We start from the raw sequence: 16,499 nt of genomic DNA, 5'->3' as shown, positions 1-16,499 counted from the left end.
ACTGCCGAGATTTCTCGGACAGTCTTTTTCACGTTTATTCGTCTAACCCAATAGATACATATTTTGTTTCTAAATAAGGTTCGATCCCTTCGATGCCGCCTTCTCGGCCAATCCCACTCTCTTTCATACCGCCAAAAGGTGCTTGGACAGCCGATGGACCGCCATCATTCCAGCCAATAATCCCATAATCGAGGTTTTCTGAAATGTAGAGCCCGTTCCGATAATTTTCTGTAAAGAAATAAGCTGCAAGGCCAAAAGGTGTATCGTTGGCTAATTCAATTGCCTCGTCTAACGTTTTGAATGTCGTAATTGGTGCCACTGGACCAAAGGTCTCTTCATGCATGATGTTCATCGAATTATCCACATGTGTAAGGACCGTTGGCTGGACAAAATAATATGATTTGTCCTCGTCGAAATGCGTATCGCCGCCGACAAGAACTTTCGCTCCTTTATCCACTGCATCTTGAATTTGGTCGACAATTTTATCAAAGCCGCGTTTGTTGATAATTGGACCGATGGATGTGCCTTCTTCAAAGCCATTTCCCACTTTCAGCTTCTCTACCTCTTTGCTGAAGCTTTGAGCAAATGCTTCATGAATATCTTCATGCACAATTAAGCGGTTGGCACAGACACAGGTTTGTCCTGCGTTCCGAAACTTAGATGCTACGGCTTGTTTGACAGCTAATTCAAGGTTTGCATCCTTGTCTACGATGAGCGGGGCATGACCGCCAAGCTCCATTGATACGTGTTTGACTGTGCTGGCACTGTTTTTGATTAAATGCTTTCCGACAGGCGTTGAGCCTGTAAACGTGATTTTTCGAATCAATGGACTATCTGTGAAGATTTCACCCACTTCTTTGCCGTCTCCCACAACCCATTGCAGTGCATCCTCTGGAATGCCGGCTTCATGACCTAATTTTACTAGTTCAATGGCTGTCAGCGGTGTGTCTTCAGCAGGTTTTACAATAAACGTACAGCCTGCTGCAAGCGCAGGAGCTGCCTTTCTCGTAATCATCGCCGCAGGGAAATTCCACGGAGTAATGGCAGCAACAGGACCAACTGGCTGTTTTGTGACGAAAAGACGTTTGCTTGTCGTATGTGACGGGATGGTTCTGCCGTAGATTCGCTTTGCTTCTTCTGCGTACCATTCAATATAACCAGCCGCATAGACGATTTCTCCTAATGCTTCTTGATACGGCTTTCCGTTTTCTTCTGTGATGATTTTCGCAAGCCTTTCTTTATGCTCAATCATCAGATCAAACCACTTGCGAATGATATTGGCACGTTCATGCGCTGACGTTTTTGCCCATGATTTGAATGCTTTGTGTGAACGAGAAATTGCGTCTTCGATCTGTTCTTTTGTATGCTGGGCAACTGAAGCAATTTCTTCTCCTGTTGCAGGATTATACACTTTGAGTTCGTTTGTCATGCTCTACCGTCTCCTTCGTTCTTGGATTCATTACATATAGTATATACCCAATGAGTACCCAACCTAAAAGCAATATCCATTCAGCTGGCCACGATAAGGAAGCCGGCATTCCTGGAAAGTAAAATGAAAGGAAAAGAAGACTCAGTCCGATGGCTAAAACACCTGTCGTCCGCCAATATTTAATGCTGTATGGACGCTCCAGCTCAGGTTCTGTTTTGCGAAGTCTCATAAAGGCAATGGACACGATTAAGTACCCGACGATGATTCCGACACCGCCTGCATTGACAATCCATACGAGGGCAGGACGCCCTAATAATGGAGCGAAAAAAGCTAAACCTCCAAGAAATAAAATGGCATTTGTCGGTGTTTTATACTTTGGATGAATATACGCAAACCATTTGGAAATCATACCTCTTTCCGCCATAGCATATAGAATACGGCTTGCACCGATAATAAAAGCATTCCAGCTCGTCACAATTCCTGCTACACCGCCAATAACCAGCACTGTTCCAAACGCTTGATGACCGAGAAGCTGTACCATCGCATCTGCTGTTGCTAATGAAGAAGCTTCGAGCTGTCCTTTTGACAGCCCAGCTGCTACCCCAAAGACAATAAGCAGATAAAAAATGACCGCGCTCACGATGGAGATAATCAAGATTCTCCCAATGATTTTTTTTGGTGCGTTAATCTCCGCCGCTACTTGCGGAATGACATCAAACCCAACGAATAAAAAGGGAATCATGACTAACACCGCCATAAGACCGCCAACCCCGCCTTGAAACATCGGCTCAAGGTTTGCAAAATCTCCATTAAATGTTGCGCCGCCTAAAAGGAGAAAACCTGTCAGAATAATCGCCACTGTGAACACGGACTGAAAAATGGCAGCAGGCTTCGCTCCAATGTAATTCAGCGCAGTTAAAAACAATGCCCCGCCAGATCCAATCAATACCCATGTGAAATAAACGTCCCATCCTCCTATATTCCATAAGAAGCCAGCATGCTGTGTTGGAATCACATAATCAATGACGGTCGGCAAGGCGACAGCTTCAAACGTAATCACAGACACATAACCAAATAATACGCCCCATGCTGAGACGAACGCTGCTTTCATCCCAAATGCCCGCTGGACAAAAACAAGCCCTCCGCCTGTCTCTGGAATCGCAGACGAAAGCTCAGCATACGTAAGTCCAATAAAGATGACGAGAATACCGCCTATAACGAAAGCAATCACACTGCCTAAAAATCCAGCTGTTAAAATCCAATCTCCCGAAAGTACAACCCAGCCCCAGCCAAGCATTGCACCAATGGACAAAAACAGCACGTCAGACTGCGACATCGTTTTTGCCATTTGTTGTTTTTGCATACAACCATCCCCCTTTGTTGTTTAGCGTGCTTTGAAGGCGTCCTCGATAATCCCTAGTCCTTCGTGAAGCAGCTCATCTGTGATGACAAGTGGTGTTAAGAAGCGAATGATATTCCCATTAATCCCTGCCGTTAAAAGAAGCAGCCCGTGCTCATTTGCATATGCTGCAATCGCTGCGGCTGTTTTCTTATCCGGTGTACGCGTTGTTTGATCTTCCACAATTTCAATTGCCGCCATTGCCCCTAACCGGCGGACTTCCCCAATGAATGGATACGCCTGTCTCCATTCATTTGCTTTGTCCTCAATGACTTGCCCAATATGTTCAGATCGTTGATTCAGTTGTTCTGTTTCAATGATATCAAGGACAGCCAGTGCAGCTACACAGCCTAACGGACTTCCTGCATATGTTCCCCCAAGCTCCCCTGGATCTGCCGCATCAAGCAGTTCTTTTCTGCCGACGACTCCGCTCAGCGGTAAGCCCGCAGCAAGAGATTTTGACACAGTAATTAAGTCCGGTACCACATCAAAGTGCTCAATCGCAAAGTATTTCCCTGTTCTCGCAAAACCGGTTTGGATTTCATCTGCAACAAAGACAATCCCGTGCTGCTGACAGAAGGAAGCGACATGCTGAACGAAGCGCTTCGATGGCACAATGAATCCGCCCTCCCCTTGGACTGGTTCCATGACCACACAAGCAACGGTTTCTGGTGCAACGGCTGCGACGAAGAATTGATTGAATTGATCAATGATGTACTCGTCGTAAGCAGCATCGCTTAATCCTTCAGGTTTTTGATAGTAATAAGGGTACGGTGCTTGGTACACCTCAGATGCGAATGGCCCGAAGCCAAATTTATATGGCTTGACCTTGCTCGTCATGCTCATTGTCATATTCGTTCTGCCGTGAAAACCTCTTGTAAACGACACAACAGCCTGTCTTTTCGTATATTTACGTGCAATTTTCACCGCATTTTCAACAGCTTCTGCACCTGAATTAAGAAAAATGGCTTTCTTATCATGATCCCCTGGTGTGAGATGACACAGCTTCTCTGCCAATTCGATATACGATTCGTACATCATCACGTTGAATCCTGGGTGAATCAGGCTATCTGCCTGTGCTTTGACCGCTTCTACGACCTTTGGATGTGAATGTCCTACGTTTAATGTGCCAATGGCGCCTGCAAAATCGATAAATCGTTTCCCATCAATATCGAACAGCTCGGCTCCTTTCCCCTTCGCTGCAAGATGACGGTTGCCATTACTCACGCCTCTTGCGACGTATTGATCTCTTTTCCCCTGCCATTCTTCGGTTGAAAAACGGTTTGTTGTCGTTTGACTCATTGTCATCCATCCCCTTTATATCCTTTTTTATTATTCTGAATATTTTTTGGTATGATAGAAAGTACCAATATCATTTTTTTCATGGTACCAGAAAGGATGGAATGGTGAGATGCTGACAATTCAATTAGATCAAACAGGACAAAACGGATATATTTATCATCAAATTTATATGAAAATCAAAGAAGAAATCTTAAATCGCAACCTACAGCCGCATGATCAATTACCATCTAAACGAGAGTTAGCCGATACATTAAACGTCAGCGTTAATTCAGTGAATGGCGCCTATCAGCAGCTGCTTGCTGAGGGATATTTATATTCGGTTGAACGCAAAGGTTTTTTCGTGGAATCACTAGAAACATTTCATGAATCTGGTCAGCTGAAACCCTCTTCTCTTCCTGTAGATTTAAAGGAAGAACCGATTGCACGAGACGACTGGTATTCCTTTTCACATATCTCCGTCGATACAGCGAACTTTCCATTTAAAAGCTGGCTGAAAAGTGAACAAAAGGCGATCCATCTCCACCAAGAAGCCTTCGGTGAGCTTCCGCATCCACAAGGTGTGTATGAACTGCGGGAAACGATTGCCCGATTGATCGGACTTGCACGAGGGGTCAAATGCTACCCAGAACAGCTCATTTTAAGTGCAGGCACACAGTCACTGATCCATTCGTTATCAAGCATTCTTCCGGCCGATCAAATATATGGGTTAGAAAACCCTGGCTACCGCCGGCTCTATCAAATGCTGAAAAACAATCATCACCAAATTGAAACGATTGGCATTGACCAAAAAGGTGTGCGGATGAGCGACATTCAGAAGAAACAGCCAAATGTGTTGATCATTACCCCTTCACATCAATTTCCAACAGGGGTGATTATGCCGATTTCCCGGCGTATTCAACTTTTAAACTGGGCAGCTGATCAGCCAGACCGTTATATCATTGAGGATGATTATGACAGTGAATTTAAATATGGCACAGACAGCATTCCGGCGCTGCAAAGTCTTGACCGATATGACAAAGTTATTTATATGGGCACCTTTTCAAAATCATTGCTGCCCGGCTTGCGGCTAAGCTATATGGTGCTGCCTCAGCATTTATTGAGACGCTATAAGGAGGAACAGCATTTTTTCATTCAAACAGCTAATCTTTTTACACAATACACCCTTCTTCATTTTATAAAAGATGGGGCGTATCAACGGCATATTAAAAGAATGAATGGTTTATATGAGGAAAAACGGAAGCAGCTTATTGAAGAGCTCAATACGGTTTTTACTGACAATGTGCGGATTATTGGAGAAAATGCCGGTCTTCATTTTATTGCAGAGTTCCGCTCAAATCGAACGCAGCATGAGATTTTACAGCGAGCGAAAGAAAGAAAGCTGAAAATGTACGGAATGGATCGTTTTACCCTTGATGAGCAATTGCCGGGGCATCAGCCAGGCTTTGTTCCGCTCGTCCTCGGCTTCTCACATATGAAGCAAGAGGATATTCAGCCGGCAGTGAAACGGCTGTATGACGCCATTTTCGGGAAATAAAACAGCCAGCTGCTCTTCACAGACAGCTGGCTTACCACCGTTCTTTATCTATAGCTAGAATCGATGACATGAGTCCAGGAAAAGCGGTCTCGATGTCTTCTTTTCTTAAAGAATAGTAACGGTGCTTCCCGTCAATTCTCACTTTCACGACGCCTGCCTCCCTCAGCACTTTGAAGTGATGGGAAAGCGTGGATTTGGCAATATTCATCTCATACGTGCCGCATGTCCTCTCCCCCGCTTCCGCTAAGCAGCGGACAATTTCTAACCGGATTGGATCAGCCAATGCGTGCAGCACAGAAATCAATCTCATATCTTCTTTGTTTGGATGGTTTGGATTCGTCATACAATAAATGTATCGTATTTTGTGCCAACATACAATCTCATTCACCTGGAGCTGACTAGTCAAGTAACGATATGACTTCACAAACGTCTATTATTCATGAGACTGTCTGAAGGGAAAGAACCCATTTTGAAACATAATATATGGATGAGTTTATTGATGATGATTCTCGCGATCTTCCTCTGCGCCTGCCAGTCCGTCCAATATTCTCAGTCAAAACCACCTAGTGCGGAAGAGTTATTAGCTATCGATCAGCAGGCAGATTTATTTCAATGGGAAGGAACGGTCTATGAAACAAATGTAGATTGGACGACACCCTTACACGTCACAAAACATCAGCAAGTAGGTGTCATTCAGAAAACAGCCGCCAAAAATTTTGAACATGGTACAGCTTCTAGGCTGCAAAAAGGGACCGCTATTTACTCTGTGAAGGAGAGAGAAGACATGTTGGTCGTCGAACTTCACGGCAAAACAAAAATATATACCGCACATGCGGAAGGATAAAATACCTGTCATGCAGACGGGTATTTTTTTAAGTTCATTTTCTTGTCATGGGTCATTGGTTTTGTTATCATAGCAAAAGTGACCACTCGGTTTCCATTGTGACCATATGGTTTTGCCGATTCGGAAAGGACTTATGAAGATGAACGAAAAGCAAGAAGAGATTTTGCGGGTTTCAAAGAAATTATTTTCTCAAAAAGGCTATATGAGTGTCTCCATGCAGTCAATTGCCGATGCCTGTAAAATATCAAAAGCGTCTATTTATAAACTGTTTGATTCAAAGGAAGCTCTTCTACTAGAACTGATTAAATACAATCAGCGCAAAATGAGAGAGATTTCCCGCATCATTCATTCAGAAACGACGCTGTCCAAAAAGGAAAAATTCACAAAGAAGATCAAGCTTGAGCTTGAAGAGTTTAAAGAGAATCATAAATTTTTGAACATGCTGTCCTTTGAAGCTTTTTCTCAGCATTCGCCTATTGTCATTAAACACTTACGCGAGACACGCTCCATTATCATGCAGCGGCACAAAGACATTATTTTGAGCACCTATGGTGAATCTGTCGCTCCTTATGTCTGGGATCTCGTGATTGTTCTCAATGGATTAATGAGAGAATTCATCTTAATGCTGGCGATTGAGCACAAGAACATCAAATTAGAAAATGCTGCTGAGATGATTATCGGTGTGATGGACCGTGTATCGAAAAAGCCTTGCTCAATTGAGCCTGTGTTAACAGATCAGCTCATGGACTCTTATTTGTTTTCCTCACAGGACGGATATGATGAAGAAAAACTTGTCATCTCGTACTTAACGAAGATCAAACAAGAGCTTCACGCACTGTCAAACGGAGAAGAAAAAGACGATCTCCTCTCTGCTTATGAGCTGCTCAATCAAGAATTATCAAAGGATGAACCGAGAACCTTTTTAGTCAGCTCACTGCTCGATTATTTAGGCAAAAACAGCGTTTTATCACAAAACGTGTCACAGCTGAAAAACATCATTTTATAGATAAAGAAGGGATAACATGAACCAATCAACTACATCGTATAATCGATCTGTGATTGTTGGGATTTTCCTCGTTGGGGCATTCGTTGCGATTTTAAACCAAACGCTTCTCATTCCAGCGATCCCGCATATCATGGAAGATTTCAATATTGAGGTCAGCAAAGGACAGTGGCTTACAACAGCCTTTATGCTGACAAACGGGATTCTCATCCCCATTACGGCTTTCCTCATTGAGAAATTTTCAAGCCGTTCTTTAGTTTTAACGGCACTTAGCATCTTTACAGCCGGTACAATTCTTGCTTCATTTGCAACGAATTTCCCGGTGTTACTTGCAGCGCGTATCGTACAGGCAGCAGGCGCAGGGATTTTAATGCCGCTGATGCAAACGATCTTTTTAACCATTTTCCCGAAAGAAAAACGCGGGCAGGCAATGGGCATGGTCGGACTTGTCATCTCGTTCGCACCTGCGCTTGGACCAACACTTGGCGGCTGGATTGTTGATTCCTTCAGCTGGAAGTTCTTGTTCTATATTGTTCTGCCAATCGGTATCATTGATCTCATTCTTGCTTTCTTCTTAATGAAAAATGTGACGCAGCAAAGAGAAACACGTATTGATGTTTTATCTGTCATCTTGTCGTCGTTCGGTTTCGGCGGGCTGCTTTACGGATTTTCTAGTGTCGGCACGTATGGATGGACGAGTGCGACTGTTCTCATTTCGCTGATTGTCGGCGCCGTGAGCTTGTTCTTCTTTATCCTGCGCCAGTCGAACTTAACAAGACCGATGCTGGAGTTTGGCGTATTTAAATTTGCGATCTTTAGCTTAACAACCTTCCTCGGCATGCTTGTCTTTGCTTTATTAATTGGGACAGAGACGATTCTGCCGCTTTATACGCAGAATGTCAGAGGACTGTCTGCACTTGATACAGGGCTTATCTTATTGCCAGGTGCTCTCTTCATGGGACTCCTGTCACCGATTATTGGACGAATTTTTGATAAAGTCGGCGGAAAAGGGCTGGCATTAGGCGGATTTACGATACTCACCATTACCACACTGCCATTTATGCTGCTCACCCTTGATTCATCAATCGCCCTTATTACGGTCGCCTACACGCTTCGCTTAATCGGGGTTGGGATGATCATGATGCCGCTGACAACCGCAGGTATTAACTCTTTACCGGCCCATTTGATCCCTCATGGGACAGCAATGAATAACACAATGAGACAAATAGGCGGTTCCATTGGAACGGCTGTGCTTGTCTCCATCATGAGCAGCTCTGCTGCAAATGCAGGATTGGCCAATCCATTAAAATCAGCCGTTCACGGAATGAATACAGCATTCTTCATTTCTGGTCTGATTGCCGTTATTGGTCTCTTCCTCTCATTTTTCTTAAAGGGAAAACGTGAGAATAAAGTGATGAAGCAGGAGCTATCTTCCTCCTCATCTTCTTCATAAGAAAAAGAGCTCGGCATATGGCCGGCTCTTTTTTCATATACTCACACAATACCGTCCTCTCTGTAAACACATTTGTATTTCTAGTGAAGAAAAACCTTGATAATTTAAAGAAAAGAGTTGATAATAGGAACTATTCAATTTGTGAGAAAATTTTTACTATAGGAGATGTATGCATTGAAGGTCGTTAAATTTGGTGGCAGTTCACTTGCATCTGGCAAGCAGCTGCAAAAGGTATTTGACATTGTAACAGCAGATCCAACTCGAAAAGCAGTCGTTGTTTCCGCACCAGGAAAACGGCATTCAACGGATACAAAGGTCACCGATCTATTAATTAGCTGCGGTGAACAATATTTACGTTTAGGCGAAGCACATGATTTAAAGGAAGCAGTCATTGAGAGGTATGCCTCAATAGCGGATGAACTCGGATTAGGTCAAGACATTATCGATACCATCAGGCAAGATCTAGACACATTATTACAGGCTGATTCATCCCGCCCTGAGTGCTATCTTGATGCCATTAAAGCAAGCGGTGAAGACAATAACGCTAAGCTCATTGCCGCCTATTTCCGCCACCAAGGTGTGGAAGCTCATTATGTGAATCCAAAGGAAGCTGGTTTGTTTGTGAGCGATGAGCCTGGCCAAGCGCAAGTTCTGCCAGAGTCTTATGATCATTTGTACAAATTAAGAGAGCGCTCTGGCATTATTATATTCCCTGGCTTTTTTGGCTTTAGTCTCGCGGGAGACATCGTCACCTTTTCGCGAAGCGGCTCCGATATTACCGGCTCCATTTTGGCGAACGGTTTGAAGGCAGATGTATATGAAAACTTTACAGATGTCGATGCTGTTTATGCCGTCAATCCAACGATCGTTCATGAACCAAAAGAGATTACAGAGCTGACATACCGGGAAATGCGCGAGCTGTCCTATGCTGGTTTTTCTGTGTTCCATGATGAAGCACTTATTCCAGCCTTCCGTGCAGGCATTCCGGTTCAGATTAAAAACACCAACAACCCGTCAGCAAAAGGGACAAAAATCGTAAATCAGCGGGACCATACAAATGGACCTGTTGTTGGAATCGCCTCAGACAATGGATTTTGCAGTATTTACATTAGTAAATATTTGATGAACAGAGAAGTCGGTTTTGGACGAAAGGTGCTGCAAACACTAGAAGAGTATGGGCTTACGTATGAGCATGTTCCTTCTGGCATTGATGATATGACCATTATTTTACGTCAGGATCAGCTGGAGGAGCAGCATATTGAAGAGGAGCTGCTAGACCGCTTGAAGGTCGTGCTTGATGCAGATGAGGTCGTTTTAGAGCGAAATCTCTCGCTGATTATGGTTGTGGGAGAAGCGATGCGTCATAATGTTGGCACAACGGCAAGAGCGGCAAAGGCGCTGTCAAAAGCGAAGGTCAATATTGAAATGATCAATCAAGGCTCTTCAGAGGTCAGCATGATGTTTGGCGTTAAAGCGGCGCAAGAAAAAGAAGCTGTTCATGCCTTGTATGAGGAATTTTTCTCTATGTCTACTGTCCCTGTCTCTCTTTAATCAGAAGGCTGCCAGATCTTTGGATCGGCAGTCTTTTTTCATCTCGACGATCAGAGTGTTTTTGCGCATTAAAGTGTATCTATTTCTTGTTTGATTTTGTATGATAGAGACAAATCAACTATCCGTTCCGGCCTAAGTTCGGAGCTACAAGGAGTCCTAAAACAATGCCTCGTCAACAACTATTAAAACAGTTTCGCAATTTTCATGATGCTTCTACTAGTATTTTAAACATGATGAGTCAATTCATTGATGTGAATACACTGTTTATTGCTAAAAATGATCAAAACACCAATCAAATTGTAAAGGTGCTAAATCATGACGAGCAGCTTCTTGAAGAAGGAGAAGAACTTCCTTACGAAAAGACATTTTGCAAGCTTGCGGTCGATCATCGGGATACACTTGTGATTCCTGACATTTCGAAGGATGACCGTTTTAAATACTTAGAGGTTACGAAAAATCTTCAAGGCGGCTCGTTTATTGGAGTTCCCATTGATTTCACAGATGGGACGAACTACGGAACGATTTGCGGACTTGATTTGAGGCCGAAGCAGTTCACAGAAGAGCATGTGTATATGTTTGAAACGATGGCTTCATTATTAAGCTATGTACTCGAACTAGACCGTGCCAACCGGCAAATTCGGCAATTGTCTGTACCGATCGTACCAGTTGTTGACGGTGTCGCTGTGCTTCCTCTGCTTGGTGATATCGAAGAGACACGTGCTCAGCATATTTTGGAAACCATTTTACAGGAAAGCTACAGGCTGTCGCTCTCTCATTTGGTTATTGATGTATCGGGAACAAAAAGCCTGAATGAACAAAGCATTCAATATTTGGTCAGCTACGCACAAACGCTGAGACTTTTAGGAATTTCGGCAGTTTTAACAGGTATTAAGCAAGACCTTGCTTTAAGTGCGATTCAATCCAATATATCGTTTAAAGACATCACCATCCGGAAAGACTTGCCGCAGGCACTTGCTCATATTGGGTTGACGTTTACCAAAAATGAATAAGTAGTGATTCACCAAAAAGGGCTAAAATGAATTTCATTTTAGCCCTTTTCTTCTGGAAACGGCAGTCGTATGGTAAATGTCGTTCCATTGTTTTTTTCACTTTTCATATCAATATGCCCTTCATGCAGGTCCACAAGCTGCTTCACGATAGACAAGCCCAATCCGTATTCTCCATACGGTGTATTCGTTCTTGAGATATCCGCTTTATAAAAACGTTCCCATATGTGTTTGACTTCGTCTGGCGCAATGCCAATGCCTGTGTCTTCCACTTCGATGATCGTCTCTTGATTTTCTTGTTTTCCTCTTAAGTAAATACGGCCGTCTTCTGTGAATTGAATCGCGTTCTTTGTGATATTGACAAGTATTTGAATGAGCCTGTCATAATCTGCATAAACCTTTAGCTCGGGATCAACGTCCACGATCAGCTGATTGTTTTTCTCTTCGGCGATTCGGCTCAGCTGCTCTTTCATCACTTCAAATGTGTCAATGAGTGGATAGTGAAATTTCTGAAGGGTAATTTGATTCGATCTAATTTTCTCATAATCCATATTTTCATTGACGAGTCGCAGCATACGTTTTGTCTCGTCAGTGATTAAGGCATAGCATTTCTCTTTCTCTTCTGCTGACACATCCGCAGTGTTCAGCCATTCCACCAGTCCTCGAATGGTGGTCAGCGGTGTTTTCAATTCGTGAGACACATCTGCGATGAATTGACGTCTGCGCTTTTCGAGCCGGTCAATTTCCTCTCTTGATTGCTGAAGACGCTTGGCCATCATATTAAAATCCTCACCAAGTGTGCCAATTTCATCAAGGTGTTTGTTTTCAAGCTTGATGTTGTAATCACCTTGCGCAATTTTTTCAGTCGCCTCTCTCAGCTTTTTGATGCGGTTCACATGAAATTTAGACAGGAACAGGCTGAGAATAAAGGTGATCGTCAGCGCCACAAATACGATGATATACAGATAACGATTCATTTGGGCGATGAGCTGTTCAGCGCCTTGAATCGGGGCAATAAGGACAACTCCGCCCTTTAGCTTTCCATCCTCCATGACAGGGAGCGCCACAAGTGATGCCTCTTGATCAAGGCGGCGTGAATCACTTCGTTTCACAATGATTTGCTCTCCTTTTGAGAGTTTGGCCCATAAATCCTTTGTCAGTAATACTTCATGCGGCGGCATCTCTTGCTGCTGAGACAGAATATCTCCTTTTTCATCAAACACGAAAAAACGAATTTGCCTTGTCGAAAGAATATCTTCAAATGGACGCAGACGAAAGGTCATCTCGCTTTTAGGGAGTCGTTTATAATCTTGCAAGATTTCATTCCCATAGGAGCTCATTTCATTCACTCTGTTTTGATAGGCAATATCTTTCACAAAATGAGATAAAAGGGTGCTGATAATGACAATGGCAATGAGCAATAACCCAAGGTGGCTGATCAGCAGCTGATAAAAATATTTAATCTTCATCGAACTTATACCCTACGCCCCATACTGTATACAAAAAGGGCTTAGGCCCGTCCCCAATTTTTTGACGCAGCCGTTTAATATGAACATCTACCGTTCGTTCATCTCCATAAAATTGGTATCCCCAAATTTGCTCAAGCAATTGTTCTCGTGAAAATACTTGCCGAGGATGCTGAATAAAAAAGCACAGCAGATCGTATTCTTTCGGTGTGAGGTTCTCTATTCGCTCTCCATCCAGGAAAACTTCCCTCGTTTTTTTATCCAACTGAAAATGTGCTGTCTCCAGCCGATCGCCCTCATTCACCTTTTCTTGAGTCGTTGTATGAGCAAAGCGTCGTTTCACCGCTTTAATTCTTGCCATCAAGGTTAGTGGACTAAAGGGCTTGGTCACATAATCATCTGCTCCAAGATCAAAACCAAGTACCTGATCAGATTCGGTTTCCTTGGCTGTCAGCATGATAATCGGAATGTCACTGATCTGGCGCACTTTTTGACAAATGGTCAGACCATCCATCGAAGGAAGCATGACATCTAAAATGAGCAGATCCCAATCCTCCTCTTGCTTAAAGCGATTCAATCCTTCTAATCCATCATGAACGAATTCCGCTTGAAATCCCTCTCGTTGAAAAAACATATCCGTCATTGTACAAACGCTCTGATTATCTTCAATCATTAATATTTTCATGATCAGCCTCCGCTGCTACCATTGTTTTTCTTTATGTAGCTTTATTTTACCTGTTCCCTTTCAAATCTCAATTGGATTCCACTGTTTTTATGAACTTATCATCGTTTGGTCATCTTTTATTCATACTTTTTGAAAGAACTAATACTGCAGTGAATCACATGAGGTTTTTTTATGATGGCATTGCAGAAGATGATAAAGATATTAGTTGAAATAGGACAGCGTCATTTACATATATTTATAGAAAGAACTTCCTGACAGTTATATGATAGATCTATTTAAAAAAGCTCATCACTATATCGATGAGCTTTTTTATCATGTCAGCAACTTCAAATAAGCAGTGTCGTTTTCCTCTTCAACCGCCTGTAAAATCTGCTGTGCCTGTGATGCGCTTGTGACGCTGCTTAACTTTTGTATGATGTCTTCTTTCGATAACGCACAGCCTGGTGCTCCCTGAGGAATATCAACCCGCTTGCTCATGGTGGTGCCGTCAGTTAAGGTGAGCTTCACAATCGTAAAGCGTCCTTTTGGAACAGCATCGGGATGGGGTACTGTCGTTTGATCATATCCTCTGCTTACCCGCTTCATCCATGTCCGCATGTCTGATGGAATGTTTTTTTTCGTAAAGGCATCCAGCGTAAGCGTTCGTCCAAACACTGAAAGTGCGATGACGTATTCGACACTGAATCGTCCTTCTTCCCCGGTTAAAGGTGTCCGCTCAATAAGCGCTGCATCTCCGCCTGGCGGGAATATGACATCGACCTGTTTTACCTGCTCCGGCAAGAAAGACCGCTCTTTTATTAAGGATTGGATCGCATCTGCTGCATGGTGGGCTGCTGAGCAGAATGGATATACTTTGAACCACAGCCCCGGCGAAACGATACGCCATGTAGAACCATAGCCCTCTAGCAAACGGCTTTTCGCAAGTTCCAGATCTCCATAGAGTGAAAAGAAACCAAGCGCGCCATCAAGAACCGAGTCATTCCCGCCAAAACCTAAACAAGCTAAATCAATAGACCAAACGGCTGTTTTAGCAGCTAAGCCGGCTTGTAATGGTTTCATATCAGAACCAAACTGCTTTCGCATTCCGGCTGATTGTGCTCCGGCAAAGCCGATTGCTTTCGTCAGTTCTTCCTGCGAGACTTGTTTCAAATAGCCAATCGCACACACTGCCGCAATGGCTCCGAGTGTTCCTGTATTATGCCAGCCCCGCTCATAATGCGCCTTGCCGATGGATTCGCCAAGTCTTGCCATCACTTCAACACCTGTGATGTAGGCACCTAAAAACCGCTCGCCATACCCTTTGCCTTCTGTCAGCTGTGATAGCAGCGCTGGAATGATGACCGCGCTCGGATGTCCTCTCACATCTGAGTGCACATCATCATAATCCAGGGCATGGATGAGGTAGCCGTTCAGCATCGCTGCGGATTGGCGGCTCACCTTCTTTCCTTGTCCAATGACAGGAATCTGAGCGGCTCCGCCTTCCTGTTCAATAAGCTGCATCAGCTGCTGAATTCCTTCATCCTCTTTCGCAGCAAACGCTGATGCCGCAGCGTCTAACAGGCCATTTCTAGCCATTTGAATGGCCCGCTCATCCTGCATTGGATCAGCAGAAAGCACTGCTTCTGCCAGATGTTTTGTTAATTCCATGATCGAGACTCCAATGCCCGAACGGCAAGCTCAGCAAAGAAGGCAGCGGAAACTGGAAGTGCGTCTTCATTTAATGTAAACGCAGGGTGATGCCACTCCTTCGTACCACTAGTCCCCATCCATACAAAAAAGCCTGGAATGCGTTCTTGATAAAGAGCAAAATCTTCTCCGCCCGGTGACTGCTCTGCCTGCACGACATGTAAGTCAAGTGAGCCAGCCGTTTCTTCTACTACCTTTGTCAGACGCTCATCATTCATGACAGATGGCAAATAAGGATGCCATCTTACTTCAGTCTCTGCTCCAAATCCTTCTGCAATTCCGCTGACGATTTGTTTCATAAGCTCTGGAATCATCGCTCTTACTTCAGGCTCAAACGTCCGAACGGTTCCTTCCATCTCAACACGGTCGGGAATCACATTCCATGACGTACCGCCTTGAATGCGTGTGATACTGACAACCGCATGATGCAAGGAGCTGATGCGGCGACTGACGATTTGCTGAAGGGCGCTTATGATCTGCCCGCTGATGGCTATGGGGTCTACCGTGTGATTTGGAATACCGGCGTGGCCACCCGTTCCTTTAATATCGATTTCAAACCGGTCCACACTCGCCATCAATGCTTTTTCTCTAATGCCAATCGTGCCAACTGACAGGTCAGGCTTGTTGTGCATACCGAAAATCGCATCGACTCCATCTAAAACGCCTGCCTCTATGACGTGTTTCGCCCCTTGAGCAACTTCCTCAGCCGGCTGGAACAAAATACGGACCGTTCCTTTGATCTCGTGTTTCCGCTCTTTTAATAAAAGAGCCGCACCAAAAATAGAAGCTGTATGGAAATCATGACCGCATGCATGCATTTTACCCGGCACCTTTGAAGAAAATGGTTCACCAGATGCTTCTTCAATCGGAAGTGCATCAATATCGGCTCTCAGAGCAATCGTCGGTCCCTCTTGTTCTCCCTTGATTTCACAAACAACACCTGTTTGAAGGGCCGGGATATCAAGCACAGTGATCCCTTCCTCTTCTAACCAGCGGCGCAGTTTCTTTGTCGTTTCATATTCTTCAAACGCCAGCTCTGGATGCTCATGAAGCGCTCGGCGAATGTTGATCAAACGTTTGTTTAAAGCTTCATTTCCTATTGATTTCACTAGACACTCACCCCTCTAAAGAATAAAAAGC

The 16,499-nt window shown here is 44.0% G+C and carries 14 protein-coding genes; 6 read left to right on the top strand and 8 right to left on the bottom strand.

Annotated elements, in window-relative coordinates:
* Window positions 1–34 precede the first annotated feature (34 nt).
* The 3 genes from NSS76_RS02160 to gabT are packed head-to-tail and all read right to left on the bottom strand — an operon-like array spanning window position 35 to window position 4,130.
* Entirely contained in the window at window positions 35–1,429 is a 1,395-nt protein-coding gene (locus NSS76_RS02160; RefSeq protein ID WP_341080446.1) for an NAD-dependent succinate-semialdehyde dehydrogenase, read from the bottom strand.
* Window positions 1,404–2,792: an APC family permease gene (locus NSS76_RS02155; protein WP_341080443.1), complete on the bottom strand. Its 1,389-nt coding sequence runs from the start codon at window positions 2,790–2,792 to the stop codon at window positions 1,404–1,406. The genes NSS76_RS02160 and NSS76_RS02155 overlap by 26 nt, the downstream gene beginning before the upstream one ends.
* Before the next feature lie 21 nt (window positions 2,793–2,813).
* A complete protein-coding gene (gene gabT, locus NSS76_RS02150) occupies window positions 2,814–4,130 on the bottom strand; it encodes a 4-aminobutyrate--2-oxoglutarate transaminase (protein ID WP_044335517.1) in 1,317 nt (438 codons plus the stop codon).
* 109 nt (window positions 4,131–4,239) lie between these two features.
* Between gabT and gabR the strand changes: the two genes are divergently transcribed.
* Window positions 4,240–5,664, top strand: coding sequence for a MocR-like transcriptional regulator GabR (gabR, locus tag NSS76_RS02145; RefSeq protein WP_341080438.1), 1,425 nt, complete (start codon window positions 4,240–4,242; stop codon window positions 5,662–5,664).
* A gap of 31 nt (window positions 5,665–5,695) precedes the next feature.
* Here gabR and NSS76_RS02140 read toward each other — a convergent pair whose 3' ends face one another.
* Window positions 5,696–6,007 (bottom strand): ArsR/SmtB family transcription factor, encoded by a 312-nt coding sequence (locus NSS76_RS02140; protein ID WP_024425536.1) that lies wholly within the window; start codon window positions 6,005–6,007, stop codon window positions 5,696–5,698.
* Between the two features lie 126 nt (window positions 6,008–6,133).
* Between NSS76_RS02140 and NSS76_RS02135 the strand changes: the two genes are divergently transcribed.
* From NSS76_RS02135 to NSS76_RS02115, 5 genes are all read left to right on the top strand, one after another.
* Window positions 6,134–6,508: a hypothetical protein gene (locus NSS76_RS02135; RefSeq protein ID WP_341080434.1), complete on the top strand. Its 375-nt coding sequence runs from the start codon at window positions 6,134–6,136 to the stop codon at window positions 6,506–6,508.
* A gap of 139 nt (window positions 6,509–6,647) precedes the next feature.
* Window positions 6,648–7,514, top strand: a complete 867-nt coding sequence (locus tag NSS76_RS02130; RefSeq protein ID WP_225315557.1) for a TetR/AcrR family transcriptional regulator — start codon at window positions 6,648–6,650, stop codon at window positions 7,512–7,514.
* 16 nt (window positions 7,515–7,530) lie between these two features.
* Window positions 7,531–8,964 carry an MDR family MFS transporter gene (locus NSS76_RS02125; protein ID WP_341080432.1) on the top strand — a complete coding sequence of 478 codons (1,434 nt, stop codon included), beginning with the start codon at window positions 7,531–7,533 and terminating at the stop codon, window positions 8,962–8,964.
* A 174-nt stretch (window positions 8,965–9,138) separates the two neighbouring features.
* Window positions 9,139–10,515 (top strand): aspartate kinase, encoded by a 1,377-nt coding sequence (locus NSS76_RS02120; protein WP_073203806.1) that lies wholly within the window; start codon window positions 9,139–9,141, stop codon window positions 10,513–10,515.
* Window positions 10,516–10,679: 164 nt separating this feature from the next.
* Window positions 10,680–11,525 (top strand): GAF domain-containing protein, encoded by an 846-nt coding sequence (locus tag NSS76_RS02115; RefSeq protein WP_073203804.1) that lies wholly within the window; start codon window positions 10,680–10,682, stop codon window positions 11,523–11,525.
* Between the two features lie 38 nt (window positions 11,526–11,563).
* Here the strand turns inward: NSS76_RS02115 and NSS76_RS02110 are convergent, their stop codons facing one another.
* The 4 genes from NSS76_RS02110 to NSS76_RS02095 form a co-directional block, all read right to left on the bottom strand.
* Window positions 11,564–12,991, bottom strand: a complete 1,428-nt coding sequence (locus tag NSS76_RS02110; RefSeq protein ID WP_041106553.1) for a sensor histidine kinase — start codon at window positions 12,989–12,991, stop codon at window positions 11,564–11,566.
* Complete coding sequence (locus NSS76_RS02105; protein WP_073203801.1) at window positions 12,981–13,673, bottom strand: response regulator transcription factor; 693 nt, start codon at window positions 13,671–13,673, stop codon at window positions 12,981–12,983. The genes NSS76_RS02110 and NSS76_RS02105 overlap by 11 nt, the downstream gene beginning before the upstream one ends.
* A gap of 312 nt (window positions 13,674–13,985) precedes the next feature.
* Complete coding sequence (locus tag NSS76_RS02100; protein WP_073203800.1) at window positions 13,986–15,320, bottom strand: MmgE/PrpD family protein; 1,335 nt, start codon at window positions 15,318–15,320, stop codon at window positions 13,986–13,988.
* Complete coding sequence (locus NSS76_RS02095; protein WP_073203797.1) at window positions 15,311–16,468, bottom strand: amidohydrolase; 1,158 nt, start codon at window positions 16,466–16,468, stop codon at window positions 15,311–15,313. Before NSS76_RS02095 ends, NSS76_RS02100 begins: the two co-directional genes overlap by 10 nt.
* Window positions 16,469–16,499: the final 31 nt, after the last annotated feature.

It is taken from the genome of Bacillus sp. FSL R5-0654 (genome assembly GCF_038008745.1).
Lineage (GTDB): Bacteria > Bacillota > Bacilli > Bacillales > Bacillaceae > Bacillus > Bacillus safensis.
The sequence above is the reverse complement of the archived record's forward strand: the minus strand, read 5'-3'. Positions and strand labels throughout refer to the sequence as shown.

What these genes read in the sequence shown, in the direction of transcription:
- gabR (WP_341080438.1), top strand. Translation starts at nt 4,240, where the DNA reads ATGCTGACAATTCAATTAGATCAAACAGGACAAAACGGATATATTTAT.
- NSS76_RS02155 (WP_341080443.1), bottom strand. Translation starts at nt 2,792, where the DNA reads ATGCAAAAACAACAAATGGCAAAAACGATGTCGCAGTCTGACGTGCTG.
- NSS76_RS02125 (WP_341080432.1), top strand. Translation starts at nt 7,531, where the DNA reads ATGAACCAATCAACTACATCGTATAATCGATCTGTGATTGTTGGGATT.
- NSS76_RS02115 (WP_073203804.1), top strand. Translation starts at nt 10,680, where the DNA reads ATGCCTCGTCAACAACTATTAAAACAGTTTCGCAATTTTCATGATGCT.
- NSS76_RS02105 (WP_073203801.1), bottom strand. Translation starts at nt 13,673, where the DNA reads ATGAAAATATTAATGATTGAAGATAATCAGAGCGTTTGTACAATGACG.
- NSS76_RS02100 (WP_073203800.1), bottom strand. Translation starts at nt 15,320, where the DNA reads ATGGAATTAACAAAACATCTGGCAGAAGCAGTGCTTTCTGCTGATCCA.
- NSS76_RS02130 (WP_225315557.1), top strand. Translation starts at nt 6,648, where the DNA reads ATGAACGAAAAGCAAGAAGAGATTTTGCGGGTTTCAAAGAAATTATTT.
- NSS76_RS02140 (WP_024425536.1), bottom strand. Translation starts at nt 6,007, where the DNA reads ATGACGAATCCAAACCATCCAAACAAAGAAGATATGAGATTGATTTCT.
- gabT (WP_044335517.1), bottom strand. Translation starts at nt 4,130, where the DNA reads ATGAGTCAAACGACAACAAACCGTTTTTCAACCGAAGAATGGCAGGGG.
- NSS76_RS02160 (WP_341080446.1), bottom strand. Translation starts at nt 1,429, where the DNA reads ATGACAAACGAACTCAAAGTGTATAATCCTGCAACAGGAGAAGAAATT.
- NSS76_RS02110 (WP_041106553.1), bottom strand. Translation starts at nt 12,991, where the DNA reads ATGAAGATTAAATATTTTTATCAGCTGCTGATCAGCCACCTTGGGTTA.